Annotated in this window: 21 protein-coding genes; 3 read left to right on the top strand and 18 right to left on the bottom strand. The window is 44.2% G+C overall.

Annotated features, from left to right (window positions below; genetic code table 11):
• Position 1: 1 nt before the first annotated feature.
• A complete protein-coding gene (locus H571_RS0112940; protein WP_027849677.1) occupies positions 2–1,243 on the bottom strand; it encodes a lipoprotein-releasing ABC transporter permease subunit in 1,242 nt (413 codons plus the stop codon).
• A gap of 49 nt (positions 1,244–1,292) precedes the next feature.
• On the opposite strand from H571_RS0112940, the gene H571_RS0112935 reads away from it, so the two are divergent.
• A complete protein-coding gene (locus H571_RS0112935) occupies positions 1,293–2,162 on the top strand; it encodes a hypothetical protein (protein WP_027849676.1) in 870 nt (289 codons plus the stop codon).
• Here H571_RS0112935 and sthA read toward each other — a convergent pair.
• The 9 genes from sthA to H571_RS0112885 form a co-directional block, all read right to left on the bottom strand.
• Complete coding sequence (gene sthA, locus H571_RS0112930) at positions 2,159–3,553, bottom strand: Si-specific NAD(P)(+) transhydrogenase (RefSeq protein WP_027849675.1); 1,395 nt, start codon at positions 3,551–3,553, stop codon at positions 2,159–2,161. The two genes, H571_RS0112935 and sthA, sit on opposite strands and share 4 nt — an antisense overlap.
• A 23-nt stretch (positions 3,554–3,576) precedes the next feature.
• Complete coding sequence (gene nqrM, locus H571_RS0112925) at positions 3,577–3,789, bottom strand: (Na+)-NQR maturation NqrM (protein ID WP_027849674.1); 213 nt, start codon at positions 3,787–3,789, stop codon at positions 3,577–3,579.
• A gap of 99 nt (positions 3,790–3,888) precedes the next feature.
• Positions 3,889–5,124 (bottom strand): NADH:ubiquinone reductase (Na(+)-transporting) subunit F, encoded by a 1,236-nt coding sequence (nqrF, locus tag H571_RS0112920; RefSeq protein ID WP_027849673.1) that lies wholly within the window; start codon positions 5,122–5,124, stop codon positions 3,889–3,891.
• A 12-nt stretch (positions 5,125–5,136) separates the two neighbouring features.
• The gene (nqrE, locus tag H571_RS0112915) at positions 5,137–5,757 is read right to left on the bottom strand and encodes an NADH:ubiquinone reductase (Na(+)-transporting) subunit E (RefSeq protein ID WP_027849672.1); all 621 of its coding nucleotides are present in this window, start codon (positions 5,755–5,757) and stop codon (positions 5,137–5,139) included.
• A gap of 2 nt (positions 5,758–5,759) precedes the next feature.
• Positions 5,760–6,428, bottom strand: coding sequence for an NADH:ubiquinone reductase (Na(+)-transporting) subunit D (locus H571_RS0112910; protein WP_027849671.1), 669 nt, complete (start codon positions 6,426–6,428; stop codon positions 5,760–5,762).
• Positions 6,429–6,430: 2 nt separating this feature from the next.
• Positions 6,431–7,198, bottom strand: a complete 768-nt coding sequence (locus tag H571_RS0112905) for a Na(+)-translocating NADH-quinone reductase subunit C (RefSeq protein ID WP_027849670.1) — start codon at positions 7,196–7,198, stop codon at positions 6,431–6,433.
• On the bottom strand, positions 7,191–8,399 hold the full coding sequence (locus H571_RS0112900) for an NADH:ubiquinone reductase (Na(+)-transporting) subunit B (RefSeq protein ID WP_027849669.1): 1,209 nt from the start codon (positions 8,397–8,399) through the stop codon (positions 7,191–7,193). The genes H571_RS0112905 and H571_RS0112900 overlap by 8 nt, the downstream gene beginning before the upstream one ends.
• Positions 8,400–8,402: 3 nt before the next feature.
• Positions 8,403–9,764 carry a Na(+)-translocating NADH-quinone reductase subunit A gene (locus H571_RS0112895; RefSeq protein WP_027849668.1) on the bottom strand — a complete coding sequence of 454 codons (1,362 nt, stop codon included), beginning with the start codon at positions 9,762–9,764 and terminating at the stop codon, positions 8,403–8,405.
• A 233-nt stretch (positions 9,765–9,997) separates the two neighbouring features.
• Positions 9,998–11,455 carry a glyceraldehyde-3-phosphate dehydrogenase gene (locus H571_RS0112885; RefSeq protein ID WP_027849667.1) on the bottom strand — a complete coding sequence of 486 codons (1,458 nt, stop codon included), beginning with the start codon at positions 11,453–11,455 and terminating at the stop codon, positions 9,998–10,000.
• A gap of 196 nt (positions 11,456–11,651) precedes the next feature.
• On the opposite strand from H571_RS0112885, the gene mfd reads away from it, so the two are divergent.
• Entirely contained in the window at positions 11,652–15,137 is a 3,486-nt protein-coding gene (mfd, locus tag H571_RS0112880; RefSeq protein ID WP_027849666.1) for a transcription-repair coupling factor, read from the top strand.
• Positions 15,138–15,175: 38 nt separating this feature from the next.
• The gene (locus H571_RS15650) at positions 15,176–15,952 is read left to right on the top strand and encodes a CsiV family protein (RefSeq protein ID WP_027849665.1); all 777 of its coding nucleotides are present in this window, start codon (positions 15,176–15,178) and stop codon (positions 15,950–15,952) included.
• A 69-nt stretch (positions 15,953–16,021) separates the two neighbouring features.
• Here the strand turns inward: H571_RS15650 and H571_RS0112870 are convergent, their stop codons facing one another.
• The 8 genes from H571_RS0112870 to clpP form a co-directional block, all read right to left on the bottom strand.
• A complete protein-coding gene (locus H571_RS0112870; protein WP_027849664.1) occupies positions 16,022–16,591 on the bottom strand; it encodes a hypoxanthine-guanine phosphoribosyltransferase in 570 nt (189 codons plus the stop codon).
• Positions 16,591–17,709 (bottom strand): mechanosensitive ion channel family protein, encoded by a 1,119-nt coding sequence (locus H571_RS15240; protein ID WP_051168341.1) that lies wholly within the window; start codon positions 17,707–17,709, stop codon positions 16,591–16,593. The genes H571_RS0112870 and H571_RS15240 overlap by 1 nt, the downstream gene beginning before the upstream one ends.
• 18 nt (positions 17,710–17,727) lie before the next feature.
• Entirely contained in the window at positions 17,728–18,762 is a 1,035-nt protein-coding gene (gene nagZ, locus H571_RS15235; RefSeq protein WP_051168340.1) for a beta-N-acetylhexosaminidase, read from the bottom strand.
• A 12-nt stretch (positions 18,763–18,774) separates the two neighbouring features.
• Complete coding sequence (locus tag H571_RS0112855) at positions 18,775–20,637, bottom strand: SurA N-terminal domain-containing protein (RefSeq protein ID WP_084482844.1); 1,863 nt, start codon at positions 20,635–20,637, stop codon at positions 18,775–18,777.
• Positions 20,638–20,750: 113 nt separating this feature from the next.
• Positions 20,751–21,065 (bottom strand): HU family DNA-binding protein, encoded by a 315-nt coding sequence (locus H571_RS0112850; protein ID WP_169445778.1) that lies wholly within the window; start codon positions 21,063–21,065, stop codon positions 20,751–20,753.
• A gap of 121 nt (positions 21,066–21,186) precedes the next feature.
• Entirely contained in the window at positions 21,187–23,622 is a 2,436-nt protein-coding gene (gene lon / locus H571_RS15230) for an endopeptidase La (RefSeq protein ID WP_051168339.1), read from the bottom strand.
• Positions 23,623–23,753: 131 nt separating this feature from the next.
• A complete protein-coding gene (gene clpX / locus H571_RS0112840) occupies positions 23,754–25,031 on the bottom strand; it encodes an ATP-dependent protease ATP-binding subunit ClpX (protein ID WP_027849661.1) in 1,278 nt (425 codons plus the stop codon).
• Between the two features lie 69 nt (positions 25,032–25,100).
• Positions 25,101–25,718, bottom strand: a complete 618-nt coding sequence (clpP, locus tag H571_RS0112835) for an ATP-dependent Clp endopeptidase proteolytic subunit ClpP (protein ID WP_027849660.1) — start codon at positions 25,716–25,718, stop codon at positions 25,101–25,103.
• Positions 25,719–25,849: the final 131 nt, after the last annotated feature.

The following is a 25,849-nucleotide window of genomic DNA, read 5'->3' as shown; positions in this document are numbered from 1 at the left end:
ATTAATCGTAGCGCAGGGCTTCGGCTGGCTGAATTTTTGAGGCACGCCAAGCTGGGTAAAGGGTGGAAAGCAGGCTAAGCAACAAGGCGGCTAGGGTAATAAAGCGCACGTCTTCCCAGCGTAGCTCTGAAGGCAGGTAGCTAATAAAGTAGACATTAGCATCTAAAAACTGAATACCTAACAGCCCTTCTAACCATAAAACCAAATCACTCACATTCAGTGCTAATACCACGCCCAACACTACGCCTACGAGTGTTCCTATCACGCCGATGGTTAAACCCTGCACCATAAATATTCTAAGAATCGTGCCAGGGCTTGCGCCTAGGGTGCGTAAAATAGCAATATCGGCTTGTTTGTCAGTAACTACCATCACTAGGGTTGAAACAATATTAAATGCAGCAACAGCCACAATAATCATCAGCAACAGACCAATCATGCGTTTTTCCATTTGAATGGCTTGAAAAAGGTTGCCTTGGGTTTGGGTCCAGTTAGTGCCTCGGTAGGGATAACCTAGTTCGTTAACCAGGGTTTGGGTTAGCTGTGATGCTTGGAAAAGGTCGTTTAGTTCGAGTCTTAGTCCTTCTATATTGTCGCCCATGCGCATTAGGGTTTGCATATCGTTTAGGTGTACATAGGCTAAATTACCATCGAGTTCAGCACCCACTTTAAACGTGCCTAGTACAGTAAAGCGTTTTAGACGTGGAAAGACCCCTGCTGGGGTGATAGAGGCTTCAGGAAGCAGCAGGGTTACTTTATCGCCTGTACCGACCCTTAAAAAGCGGGCGAGTAGATCACCCAATAAAATGCCGTATTCCCCAGGCTGTAAAATATCTAGGGTAACGTCTTCTTCTAGGTGTTGTCCTACAATGGATACTTGGTTTTCGTATTCTGGCAGAATACCAGCTACCAAGGCGCCACGGTTATAACCATCATGGATTAACATACCCTGACCATTAACAAAGGGTGCTACACCGATTACTTCTGGGCGCTGGCTGAGTTGGTCGGCAACTTCTGGCCAGTGAGTAAAATCTTGATAGTTTTTAATGGCTAGATGCGGCACCATGCCGAGTATCCGTTCACGAAGTTCACGGTCAAAACCGTTCATAACAGATAAAACCAAAATAAGTACCGCTACACCTAACATCATGCCTAGCATGGAGGTGAGCGAGATAAACGAAATAAAGTGGTTTCTGCGTTTTGCGCGGGTGTAACGCAGCCCAATTAATAGTGGTATAGATGCCATGAGTTACTGCTTCCTTATAAGTTGTGGCGCTATTGTAATGGAAATTTGAATGAGTACACACTACCGACTGCTTTCTCAGCTAGACAGCTGCTTTGAATTGCTGGTTAATAGCCTAGCTAACCTTGCTGAATTGCTTGATGAAGCAGGCCTGCCCTGCTGGATGCTGGGAAGTGAGTCCGAGGCTGCTAGCCGTTCAGCACTGGCTTATGCTTTGCAAGACCTTTGGTATTTAGATGGCCAAGATGGGCGAGTTACACGCAGTTATCCAGGTTTGGTGGTTTGCAATGAAGCCATTTGGCAACAGCTAGGTAGTGTTAACTTTTGCAAGGTTACTTTTTCGCGTGCGCTAGATGCCATACGCAAAGAAAGCCCAGCAATGCTGCCTGAAGCCAGATTAGGGTTGGCTGCCAGACATGCAAAGCTACATGCGCATTTAGCTGAAGAAGGTTTAGCTAGGCTGCATTTAAAGCAAACGTGGCGGCAAATTCCTGGCTGCCTTACACCTTTAAAGCAGGTTAGGTTTAGTTGGTATTCCAGTGGTCGTAGCATTCGCCGTATTAGTTATAAAGAAGCGGTGTATCGCCTAGAGCAGATGAATACTCAAGCACCACATATAAAAATACAGCTACAAAAATTGGCAGGTATTACGGAAAGTACGCCTTTGGCGCAGGTGCAGGATCAAGCACCGTTAATGCGAGCTAACTTATTTTTTGACAAGCAACTACCTGGCTTACCTGAGCGTCAGGCAATGAATTTAGCCATGCCTTTGTTTGTGCTAACAGACGATGGCAAATTACCTGCGTTTAATCTACCTAGCCTAACACCACCAGAAAAGCGGAGTCGGGCTAAACGCTCTGATGCTCAACTAGAAGATGAAGCTTTTCTACCAAGCATCAGGGTATTCAGGTACAAAACTTAAAAGACACGGTTTAGTCCATTAATAGCTGCCACCCTATAGGCTTCTGCCATAGTAGGGTAGTTAAAGGTGGTATTAACAAAGTATTTAATTGTATTGCCTTCACCCTTCTGCGCCATAATGGCTTGGCCGATATGAATGATTTCTGCGGCTTGGTCACCAAAGCAGTGAATACCTAAAATTTCTAGGGTTTCTCGGTGGAAAAGTATTTTTAACATGCCCACCGGCTCGCTGGTTATTTGTGCTCTGGCTAGGGTGCGGAAAAAAGCTTGACCTACTTCGTAAGGCGTTTTTTCTTTGGTTAGTTCCCGCTCTGTTTTACCTATGGAGCTAATTTCAGGAATGGTGTAAATCCCTGTGGGTACATCATCAATAAACCTAAACTCTGGTTCATCTAAAAAGTCTGCTGCGGCTGAACGCCCTTGGTCATAAGAAGCCGAAGCTAAGCTAGGCCAACCAATTACATCACCCACGGCATAAATGTGTGGAACCGCTGTACGGTAGTGTTCATCTATTTGTAGCTGCCCGCGTGAATTGGCTTCTAAGCCTATGTTCTCTAGTGCCAAGTCCGCGGTATTACCAGTACGACCGTTACACCACATAAAGGCATCGGCGCGTATTTTTTTGCGGCTTTTTAGGTGTAGGGTTACGCCGCCTTCAACTACTTCTACTTTTTCGTATTCTTCGTTGTGCCTTACCAGTACACCGTTATTGCGTAGGTGGTAGCTAAGGCTGTTGGAAATTTCATCATCTAAAAAAGAAAGCAGGCGATCACGGTTGTCGATTAAATCTACTTTTACACCTAGGCCGCTGAAGATTGAAGCGTATTCACAGCCTATAACACCTGCTCCGTAAATAATAATGGAACGGGGGGTGTGGGAGAGTTCTAAAATAGAGTCTGAACAGTAAATACGTGGGTGGTCAAAGTTAATATCATCGGGGCGGTAGGGTCTGGAGCCTGTGGCAATAATAATTTTTTGGGCTTTTAAAAATTCTATACCATCATGACGGTCTTTAACTTCAACTGTATTAGGGTCTACAAAACGTGCTTTACCAAAAAAAACATCGGCTCTGTTGCGTGCATAAAAACCCGTGCGTAGCGCTACTTGTTTTTCTATAACCCTTTGTGAACGTGCTAACACTTTGGGAAAAGAAAAAGAGCGTGGTTCACCTATGTCGCGGAACATACGGTTGGTGTTGAATTGAATAATTTGTTTTACCGCGTGACGCAGTGCTTTAGATGGAATAGTGCCTTTATGGGTGCAGTTGCCACCAACTGAACGCTGCTCTTCAACAACGGCAACTTTTTTGCCGTGCTTTACAGCGTTCATAGCAGCACCTTCACCAGCAGGTCCGGTTCCAATCACTATTACGTCATAGTTGTAGACTGCCATTCACTACTCCTTAAAATAAATAACTACTTAGCTGCTGCGTCGTAAGCTAGTCTTTTTTGTGATTCTGTTTCACAAACAGTTTGATCACCACCGCAAATATCGCAGGCTGTATCCATACCTAAAGCACTCATGCCACCGCAAGAACCTGCAATGGGTTTACGACCCATAATAACGCCTACGGACATGATTAACATGATGACACCAAGAACAAGTGCGCTGAGTAAGAAGATTTGCATAATTAAATTCCTCTAAAGTAAAAATGGGTTGCCTCTTATAAATAGAGACAACCCAAGTAGACTAACAATTCCATAAGAAGAAAAAGTTAGTTGCCTTCATTAGCCACCAAAGTCATCGAGTAGAATATTTTCAGGTTCTACACCAAGGTTTTCTAGTAGCTTAATAACCGCAGCGTTCATCATGGGTGGTCCACACATGTAGAATTCGCAGTCTTCAGGCGCTGGGTGGTCTTTTAGGTAGTTTTCATAAAGCACGTTATGAATAAAACCAGTAGCACCTTCCCAATTATCTTCAGGTAATGGATCTGACAAAGCCAAGTGCCAAGTAAAGTTTTCATTTTCTTCGGCTAGCTTGTCGAACTCTTCAACATAGAAGGCTTCACGTAATGAACGTGCACCGTACCAGAAGCTAATTTTACGCTTAGACTTCAAACGCTTAAGCTGGTCGAAAATGTGCGAACGCATAGGTGCCATACCTGCACCACCGCCAACAAAGACCATTTCTGCATCGGTATCTTTAGCAAAGAACTCACCAAAAGGACCGTAAACATCGATGGTGTCGCCTGGCTTAAGGTTAAACACGTAAGAAGACATAATGCCCGGTGGCACATCATCACGGCCTGGTGGTGGTGTTGCAATACGAATATTGAACTTCACTAGACCACGCTCTTCTGGGTAGTTAGCCATGGAGTAAGCACGAATGGTGGTTTCGCTGTTTACTGCCACGTAACGCCAGATGTTGAACTTGTCCCAATCACCGTGAAATTCTTCTTGAATATCAAAATTCTTATAAGGAATTTCATAGGCAGGACATTCGAGCTGTACATAACCACCAGCACGGAAGTCTACGTTTTCACCCTCAGGTAGTTTAAGCGTTAGCTCTTTAATAAAAGTGGCTACGTTGGGGTTAGAAACCACTTCACAAGTCCACTTTTTAACACCGAAGATTTCTTCGTCTACTTCTATCTTCATGTTTTGCTTAACAGGTACTTGGCAAGATAAGCGCCAGCCTTCTTTCTTTTCACGCATGGTGAAAGCTGATTCTTCTGTAGGCAGTATAGAACCACCGCCTTCAATTACCTTACAAGTACACTGGGCACAACTACCACCACCACCACAGGCTGATGATAAGAAGATGCCATTGGCTGCTAGGGTGTTAAGTAGCTTGCCACCAGCGGCTGTTACGAGTGTGTGTTCTGGATCACCATTAATTTCAATAGTGACATCACCGGTACTTACCAGTTTGCTACGCGCTGCCAGGATCACCATAACGAGACTAAGCACGATTATGGTGAACATGACGACGCCGAGCAGAATAATTGTAGTGTCGACCATGTTATTTCCCTTTTATAGCTGGATGCCGGAGAAGGACATAAAGCCTAGTGACATTAAGCCCACCACGATAAAAGTGATGCCTAGACCTTGTAGCCCTGCTGGCACATCGCTGTACTTCAGCTTTTCACGTATACCGGCTAGTGCAACTATAGCCAGTGCCCAACCCAAACCTGCGCCTGTACCGTAAACAACGGATTCAGCGAAGTTGTAGTCACGCTCTACCATAAAGAGTGACGCACCCATAATGGCGCAGTTCACGGTAATTAGTGGTAGGAATACGCCTAGGGCGTTATAGAGTGCTGGTACAAATTTTTCGAGGAACATTTCTAGAATTTGAACTAAGGCAGCAATTACGCCGATATAGCTCAACAAGCCTAGGAAAGATAAGTCGATTTTTTCTGCACCTTCAATACCTGTCCAAGCTAGAGCGCCTTCACGCAGTAGCAGGTTATAAATCAGGTTGTTTACCGGTACGGTGATGGCCAGTACAACTATCACCGCAACACCTAGACCAAAGGCTGCATCAACCTTTTTAGACAGGGCTAAGAAGGTACACATACCCAAGAAGAAGGCTAGCGCCATGTTTTCTACAAACACGGCAGTAATAAATAGCGATAAGTAATGTTCTAACATGCTTACATCGCTCCTTCAGATTTAGTGTTTTCGGTAATTTTGAACTCAGGAATTTCATTTTGCTCTGGCTGCCATGAGCGTAACGCCCAAATCAGTAGACCAATAATGAAGAAGGCTGAGGGTGGCAGTAGCATTAAGCCGTTAGCTAAATACCAGCCACCATCTTTAGTTAGGGATAGAATTTGATAACCAAAGAAGCTACCCGCACCAAAGATTTCACGTACCGCACCCACTAGCATAAGTACAACACCGTAACCAAAACCGTTACCTATACCATCCCAGAAACTGATGACGGGGCCATTTTTCATGGCGTAGGCTTCGGCACGACCCATAACAATACAGTTGGTAATGATTAGACCCACAAATACCGATAGCTGACGGCTAATTTCATAGGCATAGGCTTTAAGTACTTGGTCTACCACTATTACCAAGGATGCAATGATCGTCATTTGCACGATAATACGAATACTGCTGGGAATATGGTTACGAATTAAAGATACAAAGAAGTTAGAGAAGGCAGTTACAAACATAACCGCTATCGTCATAACCACTGCAACTTGCATACTGGTGGTAACAGCCAGCGCCGAGCAAATACCTAGTACCTGTAAGGCAATAGGGTTGTTTTTGAAGATAGGGCTGATTAATACCGTTTTAGTTGTATCATTGGCCATGATTAAGCGCCTCCCTGACGGAATTTAGCTAGGAATGACCCATAGGCTTGTTCGCTAACCCAGAATTGCAATAGGTTAGTTACACCACGTGCGGTTAAGCTAGCACCCGATAACGTATCTACCTCATGCACACCATCGGGGTTTTTTGAAAGGCCCAAAAGTGGTTGCATAGAGTCTTCTCGGTAAGCCTTTTTACCAGGCCACTGAGCTTTCCAGTTAGGGTTGTCTACTTCACCACCTAAGCCGGGGGTTTCAGCATGATCATAAAAACCCATACCTGCAATGGTGTTGCCATCACCTTCTAGGGCTAAGAAGCCGTGAAGGGTTGACCACAAGCCAGGACCACGCACAGGAATAATAATGCGATCTGGATTGGCTTCATCACCCACTAGGTAAACTAAACCGTAGTTTTCTAGGCGCTTTACACCTATAGCTACTTCATCTAGTTCAAAGCTTTGCGCAGGGTCTTTAGCCGCACGTAGCTGATCGTAAGTTTCTACGCTTACGTCTTGGGTGAATTCACCTGTACGTAAATCAACTACTTTTACCTGAATTTTGGCAAATTCTTCGGCAATGCGATCTTTAGTTGCTTCATTAGCGGTAATTAAACCAGCAGCAACCAAAATATTACTACGGCGAAAATCTTCTTGGTTAGCATTTTGTAGCGGTTTAAGTGCTACAGCGGATACTGAAACAATAACCGCACAAACTAAACAGAGGATAAACGCAACCGTTAGTGTTTTTGAGATGGAGTCATTACTTTTAGACATTGCGCAATACCCTCCGCTTGATGTTGGCTTTAACCACTAGGCTGTCTATCAGTGGGGCAAACAGGTTAGCAAATAGTATGGCTAGCATGATGCCTTCTGGGAAAGCTGGGTTAACCACACGTATTAGAACGGTCATTACACCGATAAGTGCGCCAAATACGAGCTTACCTTTATCTGTCATGGAGGCTGAAACTGGGTCAGTCGCCATAAACACCATACCAAAGGCAAAACCACCGGTGACTAGGTGCCAGTACCATTGCATTGCAAACATGTTATTGGTTTCTGAACCAATCATATTAAATAGCGTGGCGGTTGCCATCATACCTAGCATTACACCGGCCATAATGCGCCAAGAGGCGATACGGGTTAGTAGTAATACTGCGCCACCAATAAAGATAGCTAGGGTTGAAGTTTCGCCCACTGAACCTGGCATAACACCAACAAAAGCATCCCACCAGCTAAGGCTTTGCGCTAGTACATTTACACCCTCGCTGTAAGCAACTGAAAGCGCGGTTGCACCAGTGAAACCGTCGGCTGCTACCCAAATGGCATCACCCGAGATTTGTGCTGGGTAAGCAAAGTAGAGGAAAGCACGACCCGTAAGTGCTGGGTTAAGGAAGTTTTTGCCTGTGCCGCCAAAAATTTCCTTACCGATAACCACACCAAAGGTAATACCTAAACCTACCTGCCAAAGTGGAATGGTTGCAGGAAGAATCAGTGCAAAAAGAATAGAAGTAACAAAGAAGCCTTCGTTTACTTCGTGGCCACGACGCATGGCAAAAAGCACTTCCCAGAAACCACCAACAATAAAAGCTGTGGCATAAATAGGAATAAAGAAGGTTGCACCGTGAACTATGTTGTCCCACACGCTGGTTGGGTCGTAGTTACCCGCACCAAACAGAACAATAAAGCTTTCACGCAGGCCGCCCATGGATGCAAAACCTGCATCTATGGCTTGGTTGGCTTGTAAACCGGTATTCCACATACCAAAAAACATGGCTGGGAAGGTACATAACCAAACGGTAATCATCATGCGCTTAAGGTTAATACCATCACGCACAAAGGCTGTTGTTTTGGCAACACTGGGTGGTGTGTAAAAGATTGTGTCGACAGCTTCATAGAGCGCATACCAGCTTTCGTAACGTCCACCTTTTACAAAGTGCGGCTCCATTTTGTCGAGAAGATTACGTAATGCTTTCATTCATTAGCCCTCTTTCTCTATCAGCGTTAGGTTATCACGCAGAATTGGACCGTATTCGTATTTACCTGGGCACACGTAAGTACACAGGGCAAGGTCTTCTTCATCGAGTTCTAAACAACCTAATTGCATGGCAACTTCTATATCACCCACGATTAGTGAGCGAAGAAGTTGGGTGGGCAGAATATCTAGCGGCATTACTTTTTCATAAGAGCCAATGGGTACCATGGCACGTTCTGAACCATTGGTAGAGGTAGTAGGAGCATAACGCTTACCTAAACCTAAAAAGGCTGATGCAAAAATACCCGTTACTGAGTGGTTGCCGCTGTTAGGCATACCGGGTGTTAACCAGCCTAGGAAATGGCGATCACTGCCTTCTTGCAGCACACTCACCTGCTTGTGGTGATAGCCCAAGAAGTTAAGTGGGCCTTCGGCTGCTCTACCACTAAAAACTGAACCAGAAATAGGCTGAGATTTAGTCTCGGCTGTTAGCTCACCTGCCAGTAACTCGTCTAGGTTTGCACCCACACGCGTACGTACTAGACGTGGCTCTTTAACCTGCGGGCCAGCTAGAGAAACAACACGGTTGGGATTGATTTTACCGGTAAGGAATAATTGACCATAGGCAATTACTTCTTGGTAATTCAAATGCCAAACTTGCTTAGTCGCACTGACTGGATCTAGGTAATGAATGTGTGTACCAACCAAACCAGCAGGGTGCACACCTGCAAACTCAGCTACTTCAAAGTTGCTACCCGTTACTGTAGGTAGTTCTTTGCCAGCTTCTTTACAGATGAAGGTTTTGCCTTCGGTTAGTTTGCTCACCACTTTTAGACCAGCTAAGAAAGCTTCTTTTTGGTCTGCGATGATCACTGCAGGGTCTGCAGCTAGAGGGTGGGTGTCGATTGCGGTTACAAATATTGAACTAGGCTTAGCATCGAGTGCTGGAACACGGCTAAAAGGCCTTGTTCTTAGTGCTGTCCATAAGCCTGATTTAACTAACTGTTCTCTTACCTGTTCACCTGTTAGTTCAGCCAGCTGAGCTTCACTGTAGGCAGTGAATTCTTCGGCTTCTTCTTCTGCTGCTATTTCTATCACTACGGACTGCAGTACACGACGTTGACCACGGTTAATGGCTACTACCGTTCCTGCTGCGGGTGCTGTGTAGTTCACACCAGCGGTTTTTTTATCCGTAAAGAGGATCTGACCCAATTTCACCTTGTCGCCTTCTTGAACCAGCATGGTTGGTTTCATACCAACATAGTCTGGTCCTAGAACTGCAACGGAGCGCACTTTATTACCGTCCGTAATGGACTGTTTAGGTGCACCGGCGATGGGTAGATCAAGGCCACGCTTGATTTTTATCATAGGTCACGCCCAATCACCAAGTTAAAGATAAAGCTTTTTAAAGCTAAGGTTTTTACATCTGAAAAAACTTTGAAAAATTCTGCGTCTTTTTGTCGCACAAGCGGCTACTTAAAAATGTGTGCATTATAAAGACCCTAAGCACCAAAGGCTACCCGATTCTAGGGTCATTTAACTAGGTTTAGCAAAAAAAGCTGCCCACCGAAGCACACAGCTTTTTTATGTTAAAACCCTGATTAACTGCGGTCTGCAGGGAAGTAAGGGAACTTCACATGAGAAATTTCTTGTAAAATTCTAACCACCTGACAACTGTAACCAAACTCATTGTCGTACCAAACATAAAGTACGGCTTGTTTGCCATTTACTATCGTCGCTTTAGCATCAACAATACCGGCATGGCGGTTACCAACAAAGTCGGAAGAAACCACTTCGTTAGAGTCAACAAAGTCAATTTGCTTTTGCATGGGTGAATAAAGCGCAGCCCAGCTTAGGTAATCATTCATTTCTGCAACGCTGCTGTCTTTTTCCATGCTTAGGTTAAGAATAGCCATAGAAACGTTGGGGATAGGAACACGGATAGCATTACCCGTTAGCTTGCCTGCTAATTCTGGTAGTGCTTTAGCAACGGCTTTTGCTGCGCCTGTTTCTGTTAAAACCATGTTCATGGCAGCAGAACGTCCACGTCTATCGCCTTTGTGGAAGTTATCAATTAGGTTCTGGTCATTTGTGTAAGCGTGTACGGTTTCTACGTGACCACTGATAATGCCGTATTTATCATTCACCGCTTTTAGAACAGGCACTATTGCGTTGGTGGTACAGGAAGCAGCAGAAATAATTTTGTCGCTGTCTTTAATATCGCCGTGGTTAATACCATAAACAATATTTTTAATATCGCCCTTACCTGGTGCTGTTAACACTGCACGTGCCGCACCTTTACAGGCTAAATGCTGACCTAGGCCTTCTTCATCACGCCACATGCCTGTGTTATCGACCACTAGCGCATCGGTAATGCCGTATTGGGTGTAGTCAACTTCAGCCGGTGAACTTGCATAAATAAACTGAATGTAATTACCGTTAACTATGAGTGCGTTGTTTTCTTTGTCTACTGTAATTGTACCGTCAAAAGGACCGTGTACTGAATCACGACGCAAGAGGCTAGCACGTTTTTCTAAGTCACCTTCTTTACCGCCACGTACTACCACTGCACGCAAGCGTAACAAGCTACCACCACCGGCTTTTTCAACCATAATGCGTGCAAGTAGACGACCAATACGACCAAAACCATAAAGCACTACGTCTTGTGGTGCACCGCCCATATCGGCTTCTTTATGCTTGCCCAACACATCGCCCATTTCAGCTTTTAGGAAAGCTTCCATGTCGGTGCCGTTTTCTTTACGGAATTGAGCAGCCAATTTGCCGATATCTACATGGCAAGGACCAGGCTTTAACTTAAGTAGGGTTTCTACCAACTGATGGCTGTCACGTACATCTAGCTCGGAACCTTCAACCTGACGCACAAAACGGTGGTCTTTTAGAATACGAATAACAGAACGATTGACCAATGCACGACCATAAATGGAAGTCACTACGTTGTATTTACGGTATAAACGACCAATCAGTGGAATCATTGCCTCGGCAATGGTTTCACGTTCCTGCCAGTCTTCAAAGTAGGAATCTAATTTGTTGTCGGTCACAGGCGAAGCCTCTCTCTATAATTAACTGTAAAGTAAGGGGTGTGAAAATTTGCCGCTATTATGCTTGTTGACCTGCTTTTAGGCAAATTACTAAGCCTTATTGGCTTTAGACCTTCGCAGGGTTAAAGGCATTTTTTAATATCTTCTTTGACTGGTATCATGCGCCTTAATTTTTGCTAACTTGGTTATTTTACTCATGAACAAAGCTGTCAGTCGTTATCAACTTTTAGCCAGCAACCCACCAACAAAAGCAGGCTTTTTGCAGCGTTGGTTAAATGTTTATGATGCCGCTGCTGCTGTGGCTTTGGTTGAAGCTGCCAAGCAACATGCTGCGCCACTACTGGTCGTTTGCCCTGATACGACCAGCGCCCGACTACTAGCCGATGAGTTAACTTTTTTTGCGCCCAAAGATTTGCCCGTATTAAGCCTGCCCGATTGGGAAGTGCTGCCTTATGACCGTTTTTCACCGCACCAGAACATAGTTTCTGAACGATTAAAAACTTTATTAGCCCTACCCAAACAACGTAAAGGCTTGCTGGTTGTACCCATTAGTACCCTAATGCAACGCTTACCCCCTGCTGAGTTTGTTGCTAGCCATGCGATTGATCTAAAACTTGGTCAAGCTCTCGATTTACATGCCTTTCGTCGACAACTAGAAGAAGCGGGCTACCGTGCGGTAGATACCGTTTATGAGCAGGGTGAGTTTACAGTTAGGGGTGGTTTGCTCGATTTATTCCCTATGGGCAGTGAACAGCCACTGCGTATTGAACTTTTTGATGATGAAATTGAATCATTGCGTTTTTTTAATGCCGAAACCCAGCGCACAGAAGAAAAAACTGATGCCGTTTCTTTATTACCAGCGCATGAATTTGTATTAAATGAAGCGTCATTAAAGATTTTTCGTACTGAATTTCAAACCCGCTTTGATGTAGATTTACCCCGCTGCGATATTTATCAAGACACCCTTAAAGGCCAAGTAACACCAGGGTTAGAGTTCTTTTTACCGCTGTTTTTTACCCATACAGCCACCCTTTTTGATTACTTGCCGGTAGGTACACTTGTTGCTGAAATGACAGGAACCGAAACGCCAGTTCAAACCGTACAACAAGCAGCCAACCACTATTGGGATGAAATTGAACGCCGTTATGAAAACCTACGCCATGATATTCGTCACCCCTGCTTAGCACCTAACGAACTGTATTTACCTTTAGAAGCCTTAAACCGTCAGCGTAATTTATTTGCGCGTATTGAAGTACATGCTCAAGCACCTAGCGATACTTTATCTGGCGATCAAGAAGTTTTAAGCCTACCCCTACCTAATTTAGCCGTTGCCGCCAAAGCCAAACGGCCTTTAGGTGCTTTGCAAGATTTTATTGCCGCCAACCCTCAAGCTAGCATTTTATTAACCGTGGAATCACGGGGTCGCCGCGAAGCCTTAATGGAGTTGTTAGGTCGGCATGGCCTAGTGCCACAAGATGTGGCGGACTGGCAAGCCTTCTTAAACCAAAAACCACCGCTCGCACTTACGCTAGCTCCCTTAGATAGAGGCTTGTTTTTGCCTCAATCTGAATTATTACTCATCACTGAATCGGTACTCTTTGGTGAACGCATTTTACAGCGCCGCCGCCGTGAAGTTTCTGCCGTTAACCAAGAGCTGGCGTTTCGCAGTTTATCTGAACTCACTTTAAACGCACCCGTGGTACATATTGATCATGGTGTTGGCCGTTATATGGGTTTAGAAACCCTCACTTCAGGCGGTCAAACCCAAGAGTTTTTAAAACTAGTTTATGCCGATGATGCTAGCCTTTATGTGCCGGTTGCTTCCTTAGACAGAATTAGCCGCTACAGTGGTAATAACGATGAAAATGCGCCTTTGCACCGTTTGGGTTCTGATCAGTGGGATAAAGCGCGTAAAAAAGCGGCTGAAAAAATTCGTGATACTGCCGCCGAGCTGTTAGATATTTATGCAAGGCGTGAAGCACAAAAAGGTTATGCCTTTAAGTTAGACGATGAAGAATGGGAGCAATTTGCTTCTGCCTTTCCTTTTGAAGAAACGGTAGATCAACAACTGGCCATTAATGCGGTCATAGGCGATATGGCACGCACCCGCCCTATGGATAGAGTGGTGTGTGGTGATGTGGGCTTTGGTAAAACTGAAGTAGCGATGCGGGCAGCATTTATTGCCGTTCATAACCACAAACAGGTGGCTATTTTAGTGCCCACTACCCTTTTAGCCCAGCAGCATTACGATAACTTTAAAGACCGCTTTGCTGACTGGCCGGTGAATATTGAACTGCTTTCACGTTTCCGTTCTGCCAAAGAGCAACAAGAAAGCATTAACCGTTTAGAAGAAGGCAAGGTCGATATTCTTATTGGCACACATAAACTCTTACAATCTTCGGTTAAATTCCAAGATTTAGGTTTGGTCATTATTGATGAAGAACACCGTTTTGGTGTGCGTCAAAAAGAAGCCTTAAAAGCTTTACGGGCCAATGTCGATTTACTCTCTATGACTGCTACGCCTATTCCACGCACCTTAAATATGGCCATGTCGGGTATTCGTGATTTATCCATAATTGCTACACCACCTGCAAGGCGCTTGTCGGTTAAGACTTTTGTTCGCCAGCGTGATGAATCAATTATTAAAGAAGCGGTATTGCGTGAATTATTGCGTGGTGGACAGGTTTACTTTTTGCACAACGATGTAAGCACCATTGAAAATGCCGCTGAAAAGCTGCGTGAAATTATTCCAGAAGTGCGTTTGGGTGTAGCCCATGGGCAAATGCCCGAGCGACAGCTAGAAAAGGTGATGCAAGACTTCTACCATAAACGCTACAACCTTTTATTGTGCTCTACCATTATTGAAACAGGTATTGATATACCCAATGCCAATACCATTATTATTGAACGTGCCGATAAATTTGGTTTGGCGCAGTTGCACCAGCTAAGAGGGCGTGTTGGGCGCTCCCACCACCAAGCCTATGCCTACTTGCTAACGCCTGAGGGTAAAAAGCCAACCAAAGATGCCCAGAAACGCCTTGAAGCTATCGCTATGAATGAAGATTTGGGTGCAGGGTTTATTCTAGCTTCGCAAGATTTAGAAATTCGCGGTGCGGGTGAACTTTTAGGTGAAGAACAAAGTGGTCAAATTGCTAGCCTAGGCTTTAGCTTGTATATGGACTTATTAGAAGATGCTGTAAAAGCCATACGCAGTGGTAAAACGCCCAGTGCTGAACTGCCCTTACACACGGGTACAGAAATCAGCTTGCATTTAGCCACCTTAATTCCTGATGATTACCTACCCGATGTTAATGGCCGCTTGCAGCTATATAAACGCATTGCTAGCTGTAAAGATGCAGCAGCTTTAAGGGATTTACAGGTAGAAATGATTGATCGCTTTGGTCTACTACCCGAGGCAACTAAAAACCTCTTTCGCCTAACAGAAGTAAAGCAACGTGCAGAAGCACTAGGTATAGTGCGTATTGATGCAGGGAAAGATAAGGGCATTTTGCACTTTGGTGGTCAAACCAGTGTTGAACCCATTAAGCTAGTTCAGCTAATGCAACGCCAACCTTTGGTTTATAGACTGGATTCCGCCCAATCTTTGAAGTTTAATTTGGATATGAGTACCGCAGACAAGTGTTTTGCGGCCTTAGAAAAACTCTTAGATGCTTTGCAGTAATGCTGCTTAAACATTTACACAATAGGGATAACTTGGTGATGCGATTATTAGCTTTACTACTAGCTAGCCTACTAACCTCGCTTGTTGTTGCGGCTGAAGTTGAAGAGCCACACCGCAATGAGCGAGATTATATTATTGAAGTGCTGATTTTTTCACAAAAGCCTGGTCAGGGTTCTACTGAGCTGCCAGGTCGCCCACACAGTTATTTGCCTGTTGAAGAGCCAGCCTTAAGAATTGGCCCTTCACCCGCTTGGACGCAATTAAGCAAGGTGCTTGGGCCTAGCTACCAACCACAAGAAGTATTGCTGGTTAGAGAAGCCGCTGCCCTAGAGCGTAATAAAGATTACCGCCTGTTATTTCATGAAGCTTGGCGAATGCGCTTAGTAGCAGAAGCAAATAGCCTGCCTTTATTAGTAGAAGGGGGGGATTATTTTGATGGAATGCCAGAACTGCAAGGCAAACTAAAACTAAGCGTTGCACGCTATTTGCACCTAGAAACCGATTTATACCTAAACACTTTTGAGCCTTTACCTGAAGCTGCTGAAGGGTCAGTTGAAGAAATTCTACAGTCAGGGCGTTCTAACCCCTTGGCAAGAAAGTTAAATGATTTACCTGTTAGTGTTGAAGCCTTAGAAGCTGATGCACTGCGTCATGGTTCCAGTTTAATTGCCGGCCGTTATCAGGTTAAAGATTCAGCAGGTATGCACCAACGGCGCAGAATGCGCAGTGGTGATCTGCATTTTATTGATAGCCCCTATTTAGGCTTATTAATTAAAATAGAAAGAGCCGCAGATGAAGACGACTTAACTAGGTAAAAAAACCTAGCTAAATAAAAAAGGGGTTACTAACAAAAGTAACCCCTTTTTTTTAAGCATTTTACACTTCTACAAACCTTGGGGTGCATAGATAGCAGGTAAATTGCGTAGGTAGCCTTGGTAATCCATACCACAGCCAAACAAATACCTGTCTTCAACTTCTAGCCCTGTAAAGTCTGCACTAAAGCCTTCAACGGCTTTGCGGTTGTGTTTTTTGTCGACTAGCACGGCACAGGTCACTTCTTTAGCACCTTGGGTTCGGCAATGGTCAAGAATAGCCGCTAGGGTTGCACCTTCATCAAGAATGTCATCTATCACTAAAACACTTCGGCCTTTCATAGCTACTTCAGGCTCTACACGCCAATGCAAGTCACCCGCTTCTGTTTTACGGCGGTAGCGGGTAGCGTGGAGGTAGTCTACTTCCAAGGGAAAATCTAAGCGTTTAAGCAACTCTGAAGTGGTAAACATGCCGCCATTCATTACGCAATAAACCACAGGAAGCTTATCTTTTAAACGCAGGGTTATCGCCTTAGCCATTTTATCAAAGGCTGCTGCTACTTCTTCTTCAGTAGCTAAGCAGTCAGCATCCTGAGACACCTTACGAATTCGTTCAATTTCACTAGGTAAATCATCGTTCATTAAGGGTCTACCTGTCCTAGGGCAGAGGATGCAGGATCCTCATGCAAATACAAAGTTTGTGTTGGGAAGGCTATGTCTGCACCTTCATTACTAATAATTTCGTAAATTCCTAGCAGTACATTTTGTTTTATACCGTGGAAATCAACCCAGTTAGTGGTTTTGGTAAAGGTATAAATGAAAAACTGCAAAGCAGACGGGCCGTAGGTATTAAAGTTAACTATAAGGGTACGCTCTTCTGTTTCTATGTCTTCATGGTTAATGAGGTATTGGCGTACTTTCTCAATAATTGCGGGCATTTTGTCGGCATCACTATAACGTATTCCTATCGTTTCATTAATACGACGATTGAACATGCGTGAAGGATTTTCTACCGCTATATTAGCAAACACAGCATTAGGAACATAGAGCGGACGTTGATCGAAGGTTCTAATACGGGTTAAACGCCAGCCAATATCTTCTACCGTGCCTTCTATTTCTCTATCAGGTGAGCGTATCCAATCACCCACTACAAAAGGTCTATCTAAGTAAATCATAATGGCACCAAAGAAGTTAGCCAGTAGATCACGGGCTGCAAAACCAACGGCTATACCGCCTATACCACCAAAAGCGAGTACACCTGATACTGAGAAGCCGAGGGTTTGCAATAAAACCAGAGAGGCAGTAATAAAGGTGGCCGCTTTAAGCAGCTTGCTCATTGCCTTAGCGGTGGTTAAATCGAGGGGCTTTTTTAGGGTACCAGGGCGCGTTAAGCGTAATTCCATACCTGATATAAAACGAAAAATTAACCAGGTAAACAAGATAACAACAACAGAACGACGAAGAACTTCAATAAGTTCTGCCATTTCAAGTGTTGAGTGAATATCTAGTATATTAAGGGCTAGCAATAAACCCTGCGCCCAAATAAAAACGCTAATGGGTTTGCGAGCAGCATCTAGAAAAAGGTCGTCCCACACATTGGTAGTTTTTTCAAACCTTAGATGCAGTTTATCCATAAAGCGATTAGCAAAGAAGTTAATTACTAAGGCTAATAAAACAACAATAAATACTTGAATAATCCAAGCATAATCTATGGGTATAACGCCACCTAATGAAGAGACTGTTTCTAAAATCTTATTCATAATCTTACCTTTTCAATGTTAAGTAAGCAGGTGTAATACCGACTGCAAATCTTTAGTAACCAGGTGATCTGCTAGCTGTCTTGCTAACAAGGCTTCGGGAGAGTTTAGCCAATTATTGCTTGTTGCTGGCTGGGCTTTTAAGGCAGCAATTTTAGTGCAAGGCTCTAGGTCTTGCGTTTCTAGCCAGTCTAAAACTTCTAGGGCAGCCGTAGGGTTATTGCAAACTAGAACCTGATCACAGCCTGCTTCAAGTGCTGCGGCAGCGCGTTGTGGAAAACTGCCTGCTTGGCTAGCACCTTCCATTGCTAGGTCATCACTAAATACCATGCCAGTAAAATTCAGTTCTTTACGGAGCATTTTTAACCATACTTTAGAAAAACCTGCTGGCTGAGAATCAACCGAGGTATAAATAATATGGGCTGGCATTATGCCTTGCAGCTGACTGGCTAGGGCAACAAAAGGTTTTAAACAACTGGCTTGTAGGGTTTCTAAGCTACGCTCATCGACAGGTATGCAGGTGTGAGAGTCACCGGCTACATAGCCATGCCCTGGAAAATGCTTGCCTGTAACAGCCATACCGGCAAGCTGCATACCTTTAATAAAGGACTGAGCTAAGGCTATGAGTGTATTAATATCGCTAGCAAAGGCACGGTCACCAATAACTTCACTCCTTTGGTAGTCAACATCTAACACAGGTGCAAAGCTTATATCTAAGCCAACCTGAATAACTTCTGCTGCCATTAGCTGGCCAATTAAGCGTGCTGTATCTAGGGCTGCGGCTTGATTAAGTTCGTAGAGTCTGCCTAATTCACGCATGGGGGGTAAGCGAGTAAAGCCTTGTTTAAGTCTTTGTACTCGCCCTCCTTCTTGATCTACTGCTAAAAGTAGATCAGGGCGAATGGAGCGTATTTCTGCACTTAATGCAGCCACTTGGGCTGCATCTTGTATATTACGAGAAAAGAGAATAACGCCGCCAACAGCTGGCCTTAGTAGCAGTTGCTCTTCTGCAGGCGTAAGGCTTAAGCCTTGCAGATCAAGCATTAATTTAGACATGGCTTGCTTAACCTAACGTAAGATTATCTTGGCGTTACGCTCAAGCTGCTGCACAAAACTGTTTTGCATACGGTAACTCTGGTCTTCTTGCAAAGCCAAACTAAGCTGAGCCACTTCTGCTTCATTGCTGCTTACTTCACCCTCAGTAATTTTTTGCAGCTCAATAATCACTGAATCACCATTAATAAGACGAAGTGAGCTTGCAGGGTTAGCTAAGCTAAGACGAAAGGCTGCTTGGTTTACATCACGCAAAACTCTTGAGTCATTTCTTGTAGCACTTATTGCTAGCAGCCATTCACCTGTAACTTCTTCTTTGGCTTGCAACTTATCTAGCTGTTGTTGTGCAAGCTTGCTGACTAACTCTGCTGCTTTTTGCTGTTTAAGTTCAGCCGTTACTTGGTCTTTAACTTCTTCTAGGGCTTGTTGCTGCTGTGGTTGATAGGTTTCACGGCCAGCAATTAAGTAACGTCCATCTGTTAAACGTAGCGGCTGAGTTAGCCAACCATCTTTAACTAAATCATCAGCAAACACTGCCTTACTTACGGTTGATTCGGCCCAAATACCTTCTAACTGACCTCTTACTAACCAGTCACTTTGTTGAATATCTAAGTTGGCTGCTTGGGCAACGTCTTTTAGATTGTCTGAGCTAAAACTTAGATTAGTTAGCTGTTCTAGTTTTTCACTGGTTGCATTACGTAAGGGTTGAGCAATAACGCGCTGAGCCAGCTCTTCTCTTAGGCTGTCAAAGCTGGGTAATTCAGGATCTTTTTTGTCGGTAAGCTGAATTAGGTGCAGACCAAACTCGGTTTCAACAACTTGAGATAGATCGCCCGGTTGTTCTAACGCAAACAAGGCTTCTTCAAAATTATTGTTTAGGCTACCTGCTTGAATACGTCCCAGCTTACCGCCTTGCTTAGCAGTGGCAATATCTTCTGATAACTCGGCTGCCTTACTGGCAAAGTCGGTTGTACCTGCTTGAATTTCTTGCTTAACCGCTTCTAAACGTGCAATGGCTTGCTGTTTTTCTTCAGCATTAGCGTAGGTAAGTAATATATGGGCTGCCGAATAGTCGCTTTGTTGGTTTTGAAGATTACTTAGGTAGCGATCATATTCTGCTTTCAGTTCTTCTTCACTGGCTGTGAATTGCTGAGCAAGCTTTTTTGGATCAAAAATTAAATAGTTAACACGTAGCTGCTCTGGTGTTTGGAAGCTGAGTGCTTGCTGCTGATAAAAGCTTTCTATTTCTTCAGCGGTTACTTCAACTTGTTTTAGGTAGTCTTTAGCACTTATAAGCTTGTAGCGATAATCACGCTTTTGACCGACCAAAACTTGAAAATCATTCACTTCGTTGGGCAGTATAAATTCACTATCTGCCAAACCACCTAATAGCTGCTGGGCTAGCAGGTCTTGTTTTAGCTGTGCACGAAAGGCTTGTGGTGATAAACCTTGCTGAGCTATTAATTGAGCGAACCTGTCTTGCAGAAAACGTCCTTCTTCATCTTGAAAGGCGCTAATACGAACAATTTGCCTTTCTAACTGGCGATCAGCAATTTGCATATTCAGCTGTTGCGTTGTTTGCTGAACTAGCTGTTCTTGAATAATTTGATTAAGGGCAAATTGGCGCAGTAGATTCATATCTATCTGGTCTAGATCAATTTGACCCTGCTGCTGGAGTTGCCGCATTTGCTGCTGAGCAACTTGATCAACCTGAAACTGGCTGATTGATTCACTGTTTACTTTTGCCACTTCATTGGGATCACCACGCATGGCAGTGAAGAGTGAGTCCATTCCCCATAAGGAGAAGGCAATGGCGATTAGACCTACTAGGAAGTAGGCAACTATTCCTTTGGATCTTTCTCTAATTTTTACCAGCATGTAGCTCTCAATTCAGGCAAAGGTTATTGGATGTCGTTTAACGGTGGATTATAGCTTTTTGATAAAAAAAACGCACCTAGTCGGTGCGCTTTGATGTGTCGTCTGATTTAGTATCAGTTAACAGCGTCTTTCAAACCTTTACCTGCTTTAAAGCTAGGCACTCTAGCAGCCTTAATAGTAATGGGTTCGCTGGTCTTTGGATTACGACCTTGACGTTCTGCACGATCTTTAACACTAAAAGTACCGAAGCCAACTAAAGAAACGCTGTCACCCTGCTGTAGCGCTTCGCTTACGGCATCAATTAAGGCATCAAGCGCACGGCCAGCAGATGCTTTAGGAAGATCTGCTTTAGTTGCTATTGCATCAATTAGTTCTGATTTATTCACACTTCCACCCCTTTTTTTGGTTTTAACAAGCTTCTGTTCCATAAAGACTTGGCTCAAGGTTCAGAATGCAGGACTCACAATTTATATTAAATCAACCATACGGCCGGTATCTTAGCCTTTAATACAGCCGTATGGAAATACCTAAAAGCAATTATTTGAACTTTTAATGCGTTCCAGGCCGCAATTCTGTATTTTTCTCATCTGCAAGTGCAGCCACTTTTGCTGGCAAAGGTGTTGGCATGGCTTCTAAAGCTACATCTAACACCTGATCTATCCATTGTACCGGCAAAATTTCTAAAGGCCCTTTAATGCTATCTGGAATCTCTTTCAGATCTCTTTCGTTATCTTGTGGAATCAAGACTGTTTTAATGCCTCCACGACGCGCTGCCAGTAGCTTTTCTTTTAAGCCACCAATTTGCATCACTTCACCACGCAGGTTTATTTCACCTGTCATAGCAACATCAGCACGAATTGGAATGCCAGTAAAAGCAGACACTAGGGCTGTACACATACTGATACCAGCACTAGGGCCATCTTTGGGTGTAGCGCCTTCTGGTACGTGAATATGAATATCACGCTTTTCAAATAGCTCTGGATCTATCCCTAAGCTCTGACAACGGCTACGTACCACCGTTAGTGCTGCTTGGATAGACTCTTGCATCACGTCGCCTAAGGAGCCTGTTCTAACTAGTTTAGCTTTACCTGGCATAATGGCGGCTTCAATGCTTAATAGCTCACCACCCACACTTGTCCAAGCCAGCCCAGTAACACGACCTACCTGGTTGTCGGCATCGGCTAGGCCATAGTTGTATTTACGCACGCCTAGGTAGTGCTCTACCGCAGCCGCATCAATTTTAACAGGGGCTTCTGCCTTGCCTTCGCTTAATTCACGCACGACCTTGCGGCACACGCGGGTAATTTGCCTTTCAAGCTCACGTACACCGGCTTCACGGCTGAAATAGCGAATAATTTCTAATATGGCTTCTGGCGTAAACTCTGCTTCTTTAGCTTTTAGCCCTGAGTTTTCCATCTGCTTAGGTACTAGGTAGCGCTCAGCAATATTGCTTTTTTCATCTTCGGTGTAACCCGGTAGGCGCACTACTTCCATACGGTCTAAAAGCGGTGCAGGAATGTTCATTGAGTTAGCCGTACAGATGAACAAAACTTCTGATAGGTCGTAATCCACTTCTAGGTAGTGGTCATTAAACTTGCTATTTTGCTCAGGATCTAACACCTCGAGTAGCGCTGAAGAAGGGTCGCCACGGTGATCCATACCCATCTTGTCGATTTCATCGAGTAAGAAAAGCGGGTTTTTAACGCCCACCTTGGATATTTTTTGAATGAGTTTGCCGGGCATAGAACCTATGTAAGTGCGGCGGTGACCACGAATTTCTGCTTCATCTCTTACGCCACCCAAGGCCATACGCACGTATTTGCGGTTAACTGCGCGGGCAATGGATTGACCTAAAGAAGTTTTACCTACGCCCGGTGGCCCTACAAGGCAAAGTACCGAGCCTTTAATTTTCTTAACCCTTTGCTGTACGGCTAGGTAGTCAAGAATACGCTCTTTTACTTCTTCTAACCCATAGTGATCAGCATCTAGAATTTCGCTGGCTTTTTTAAGGTCTATGCTGGCTCTGGAGCGTTTTTTCCAAGGCAGGCTAACCATCCAATCTAGGTAACCACGAACAACTGTGGCTTCGGCTGAGGTGGGTGACATCATTTTTAATTTATTCAGTTCAGTTGATGCCTTTTCTTTTGCTTCTACAGGCATACCTGCTTCTTCAATTTTTTTGGTCAACTGATCTATTTCATTGCCACCACTGTCTAAATCACCCATTTCTTTTTGAATGGCTTTCATCTGCTCATTCAAATAATACTCGCGTTGGGTTTTTTCCATCTGCTGTTTTACACGCGCACGAATACGTTTTTCGACTTGCAGCAGATCTATTTCTTCTTCAATTTTTGTCATGAGGCGTTCGATGCGCTCACGAACTTTGTCTAACTCTAAGAGTTGCTGCTTGTCTTTTACACTGAGCAACATGTGTGCAGAAATGGTATCGACCATGCGAGTTGGGTCGGCAATGCTTTCTAGGCTAGTGACAACTTCTGCTGGTATTTTTTTGGAAAGCTTGACGTACTGCTCAAACTGACCTAAGAGCACACGCGTTAGTACTTCTTGTTCACGCTCGGTCAGTGTTTCACTTTCTAGCGGCTGGCCTTCGGCCATAACATAGCTAACCGCTTCACCTTCAGCGTTGGTGCTGTCTTGGTTGTAAACACGGGTAATTTCTGCACGGTGACTACCTTCAATAAGCACTTTCACTGTGCCATCGGGTAGGCGTAATAGCTGTAAAATATTAGCTTGGGTACCGATGCTGTAGAGATCACCTAATTCCGGATCGTCTTTTTCTGCATCTTTTTGGGCCAGCAAAAATACCTTTTTGTCTTGTGCCATAGCGGCTTCAAGCGCATGGATGGATTTTTCGCGGCCCACAAAAAGTGGAATAACCATTTGTGGATAGACCACTACATCCCTGAGGGGCAATAAAGGCAGCTCTGTAGGAGCAAGCAAATTTGTTTCTGTTGGCTGCGACATTGCAGTGGACCTCTTAAATTTCAATTCGGCTAGTTTGATTCTAAAGCAAAGATATGGAGGCTAGAAGCTAAGAAAAAAAGGGCACTAGGCCCTTTTTTTTGTAACTGCTTGATTTACCAATGCGTTTTTACTTAATCACGGTTGGCAGCTAGCTGTTCTACCTCGTCGTTTTCATAGAGAAGTAGCGGTTTTGCTTCACCCTTAACAACGCTTTCATCAACCACTGCTTTAATAACCTGCTTAAGCGAAGGTATTTCATACATGGTATCGAGCAGAATGCTTTCCATAATAGAACGCAAACCACGCGCACCTGTTTTACGCTCGAGTGCTTTTTTTGCTATGGCACGTAGGGCTTCTTCACGGAATTCTAGCTCGACACCTTCCATTTCAAATAGCTGACCATACTGCTTGGTTAGGGCATTTTTTGGTTCAGTTAAAATTTGAATTAGGGCATCTTCGTCTAGGTGAGTTAGCGTTGCTACTACGGGTAGACGGCCAATAAATTCTGGAATTAAGCCAAAGCGTACTAGGTCTTCTGGCTCTACTTCTAGTAGCGCTTCACCTAAAGCTTCATCTTCTTTTTTGCTTTTAATTTCAGCACTAAAGCCTATGCCGCCTTTTTCAGTACGGGCACGAATGACTTTATCTAGGCCTGCAAAAGCACCGCCACAAATAAACAACATATTGCTGGTGTCTACTTGTAGGAACTCTTGTTGGGGATGCTTACGACCACCCTGAGGCGGAACAGAAGCAACCGTTCCTTCGATAAGCTTTAGTAGTGCTTGCTGCACACCCTCGCCCGATACATCTCGGGTAATGGATGGGTTGTCTGACTTGCGTGAAATTTTGTCGATTTCATCAATATAAACTATGCCGCGCTGGGCACGTTCTACATCATAGTCACACTTTTGTAGTAGCTTTTGAATAATGTTTTCTACGTCTTCACCCACATAACCTGCTTCGGTTAGGGTAGTGGCATCTGCCATGGTAAAAGGCACATTCAACATGCGCGCTAGGGTTTCGGCTAGCAGTGTTTTACCTGAACCGGTTGGACCTATTAGCAGAATATTACTTTTGCCTAGCTCAACACCCTGGTCCGTTTTTAGTTGTGACTTAAGGCGTTTGTAGTGATTATAAACTGCTACAGCTAGCACCATTTTGGCGCGATCTTGGCCTATAACATAGTCATCTAATTGTGCACGAATTTCTTTAGGCACTGGAAGTTTTTCGCTTTCTTCTTCTAGTGCTTCTTCTTGAAATTCATTACTAACAATATCGGTACAAAGGCTTACGCAGTCATCACATATATAGACGGATGGGCCTGCAATTAGCTTTTTCACTTCATCTTGGCTTTTGCCACAGAAGGAGCAGTATAGAAGCTTTTCTTTACTTTTTTTGCCGTCGGCCATTATTTACCCCGTTGACTTCAAAACTTGCCCTAAGCAAGCCTGCTAGTTTTTTCTGCAGGCTTTATAGGTTTATTCTGGACGTTTGTCGAGTACTGCATCAATTAAGCCATAGTTTACCGCTGTTTCACCGTCCATAAAGTTATCACGGTCAGTATCTTTGGCAATTGTCTTAATGTTTTGACCTGTATGCAGTGCTAAAAGTTTGTTTAGCTTGTCACGTATGCCTAGAATTTCACGGGTATGAATTTCTATATCTGACGCCTGCCCTTGGAAACCACCTAGCGGCTGGTGAATCATCATACGTGAGTTGGGTAGGCAAAAACGCTTACCCTTAGTACCACCAGCAAGTAAAAATGCACCCATACTGGCCGCTTGACCAATACACATGGTTGAAACGTTGGGCTTAATAAACTGCATGGTGTCGTAGATAGACATACCTGCCGTTACTGAACCGCCGGGTGAGTTAATATAAAGATGAATGTCTTTATCTGGGTTCTCAGACTCTAAAAATAGCATTTGTGCCACAATTAGGTTGGCCATGTAGTCTTCTACTTGTCCTACAAGGAAGATAACGCGTTCTTTCAGGAGGCGCGAGTAGATATCGTAGGAGCGTTCACCACGAGCAGATTGCTCTACTACCATGGGCACTAGGCCACCTGCGTTTTGTATATCTGATTTATTAAACATTTTGCATCCCTAATTTACATAATGCCAACTAAACTAACCGAGGTTGAAGATAAATTCCACCAAGATTTAGCCTGAGTGTAAAAAAAAGATCCGGCGTTTTGGCGCCGGATCAGTTTACAACGCTGTTTTAT

Origin of the sequence: Marinospirillum minutulum DSM 6287, from assembly GCF_000422325.1 — a bacterium.
GTDB lineage: Bacteria > Pseudomonadota > Gammaproteobacteria > Pseudomonadales > Halomonadaceae > Marinospirillum > Marinospirillum minutulum.
Note: the sequence above shows the minus strand (reverse complement) of the source record. Positions and strands in the feature narration are given on the sequence as shown.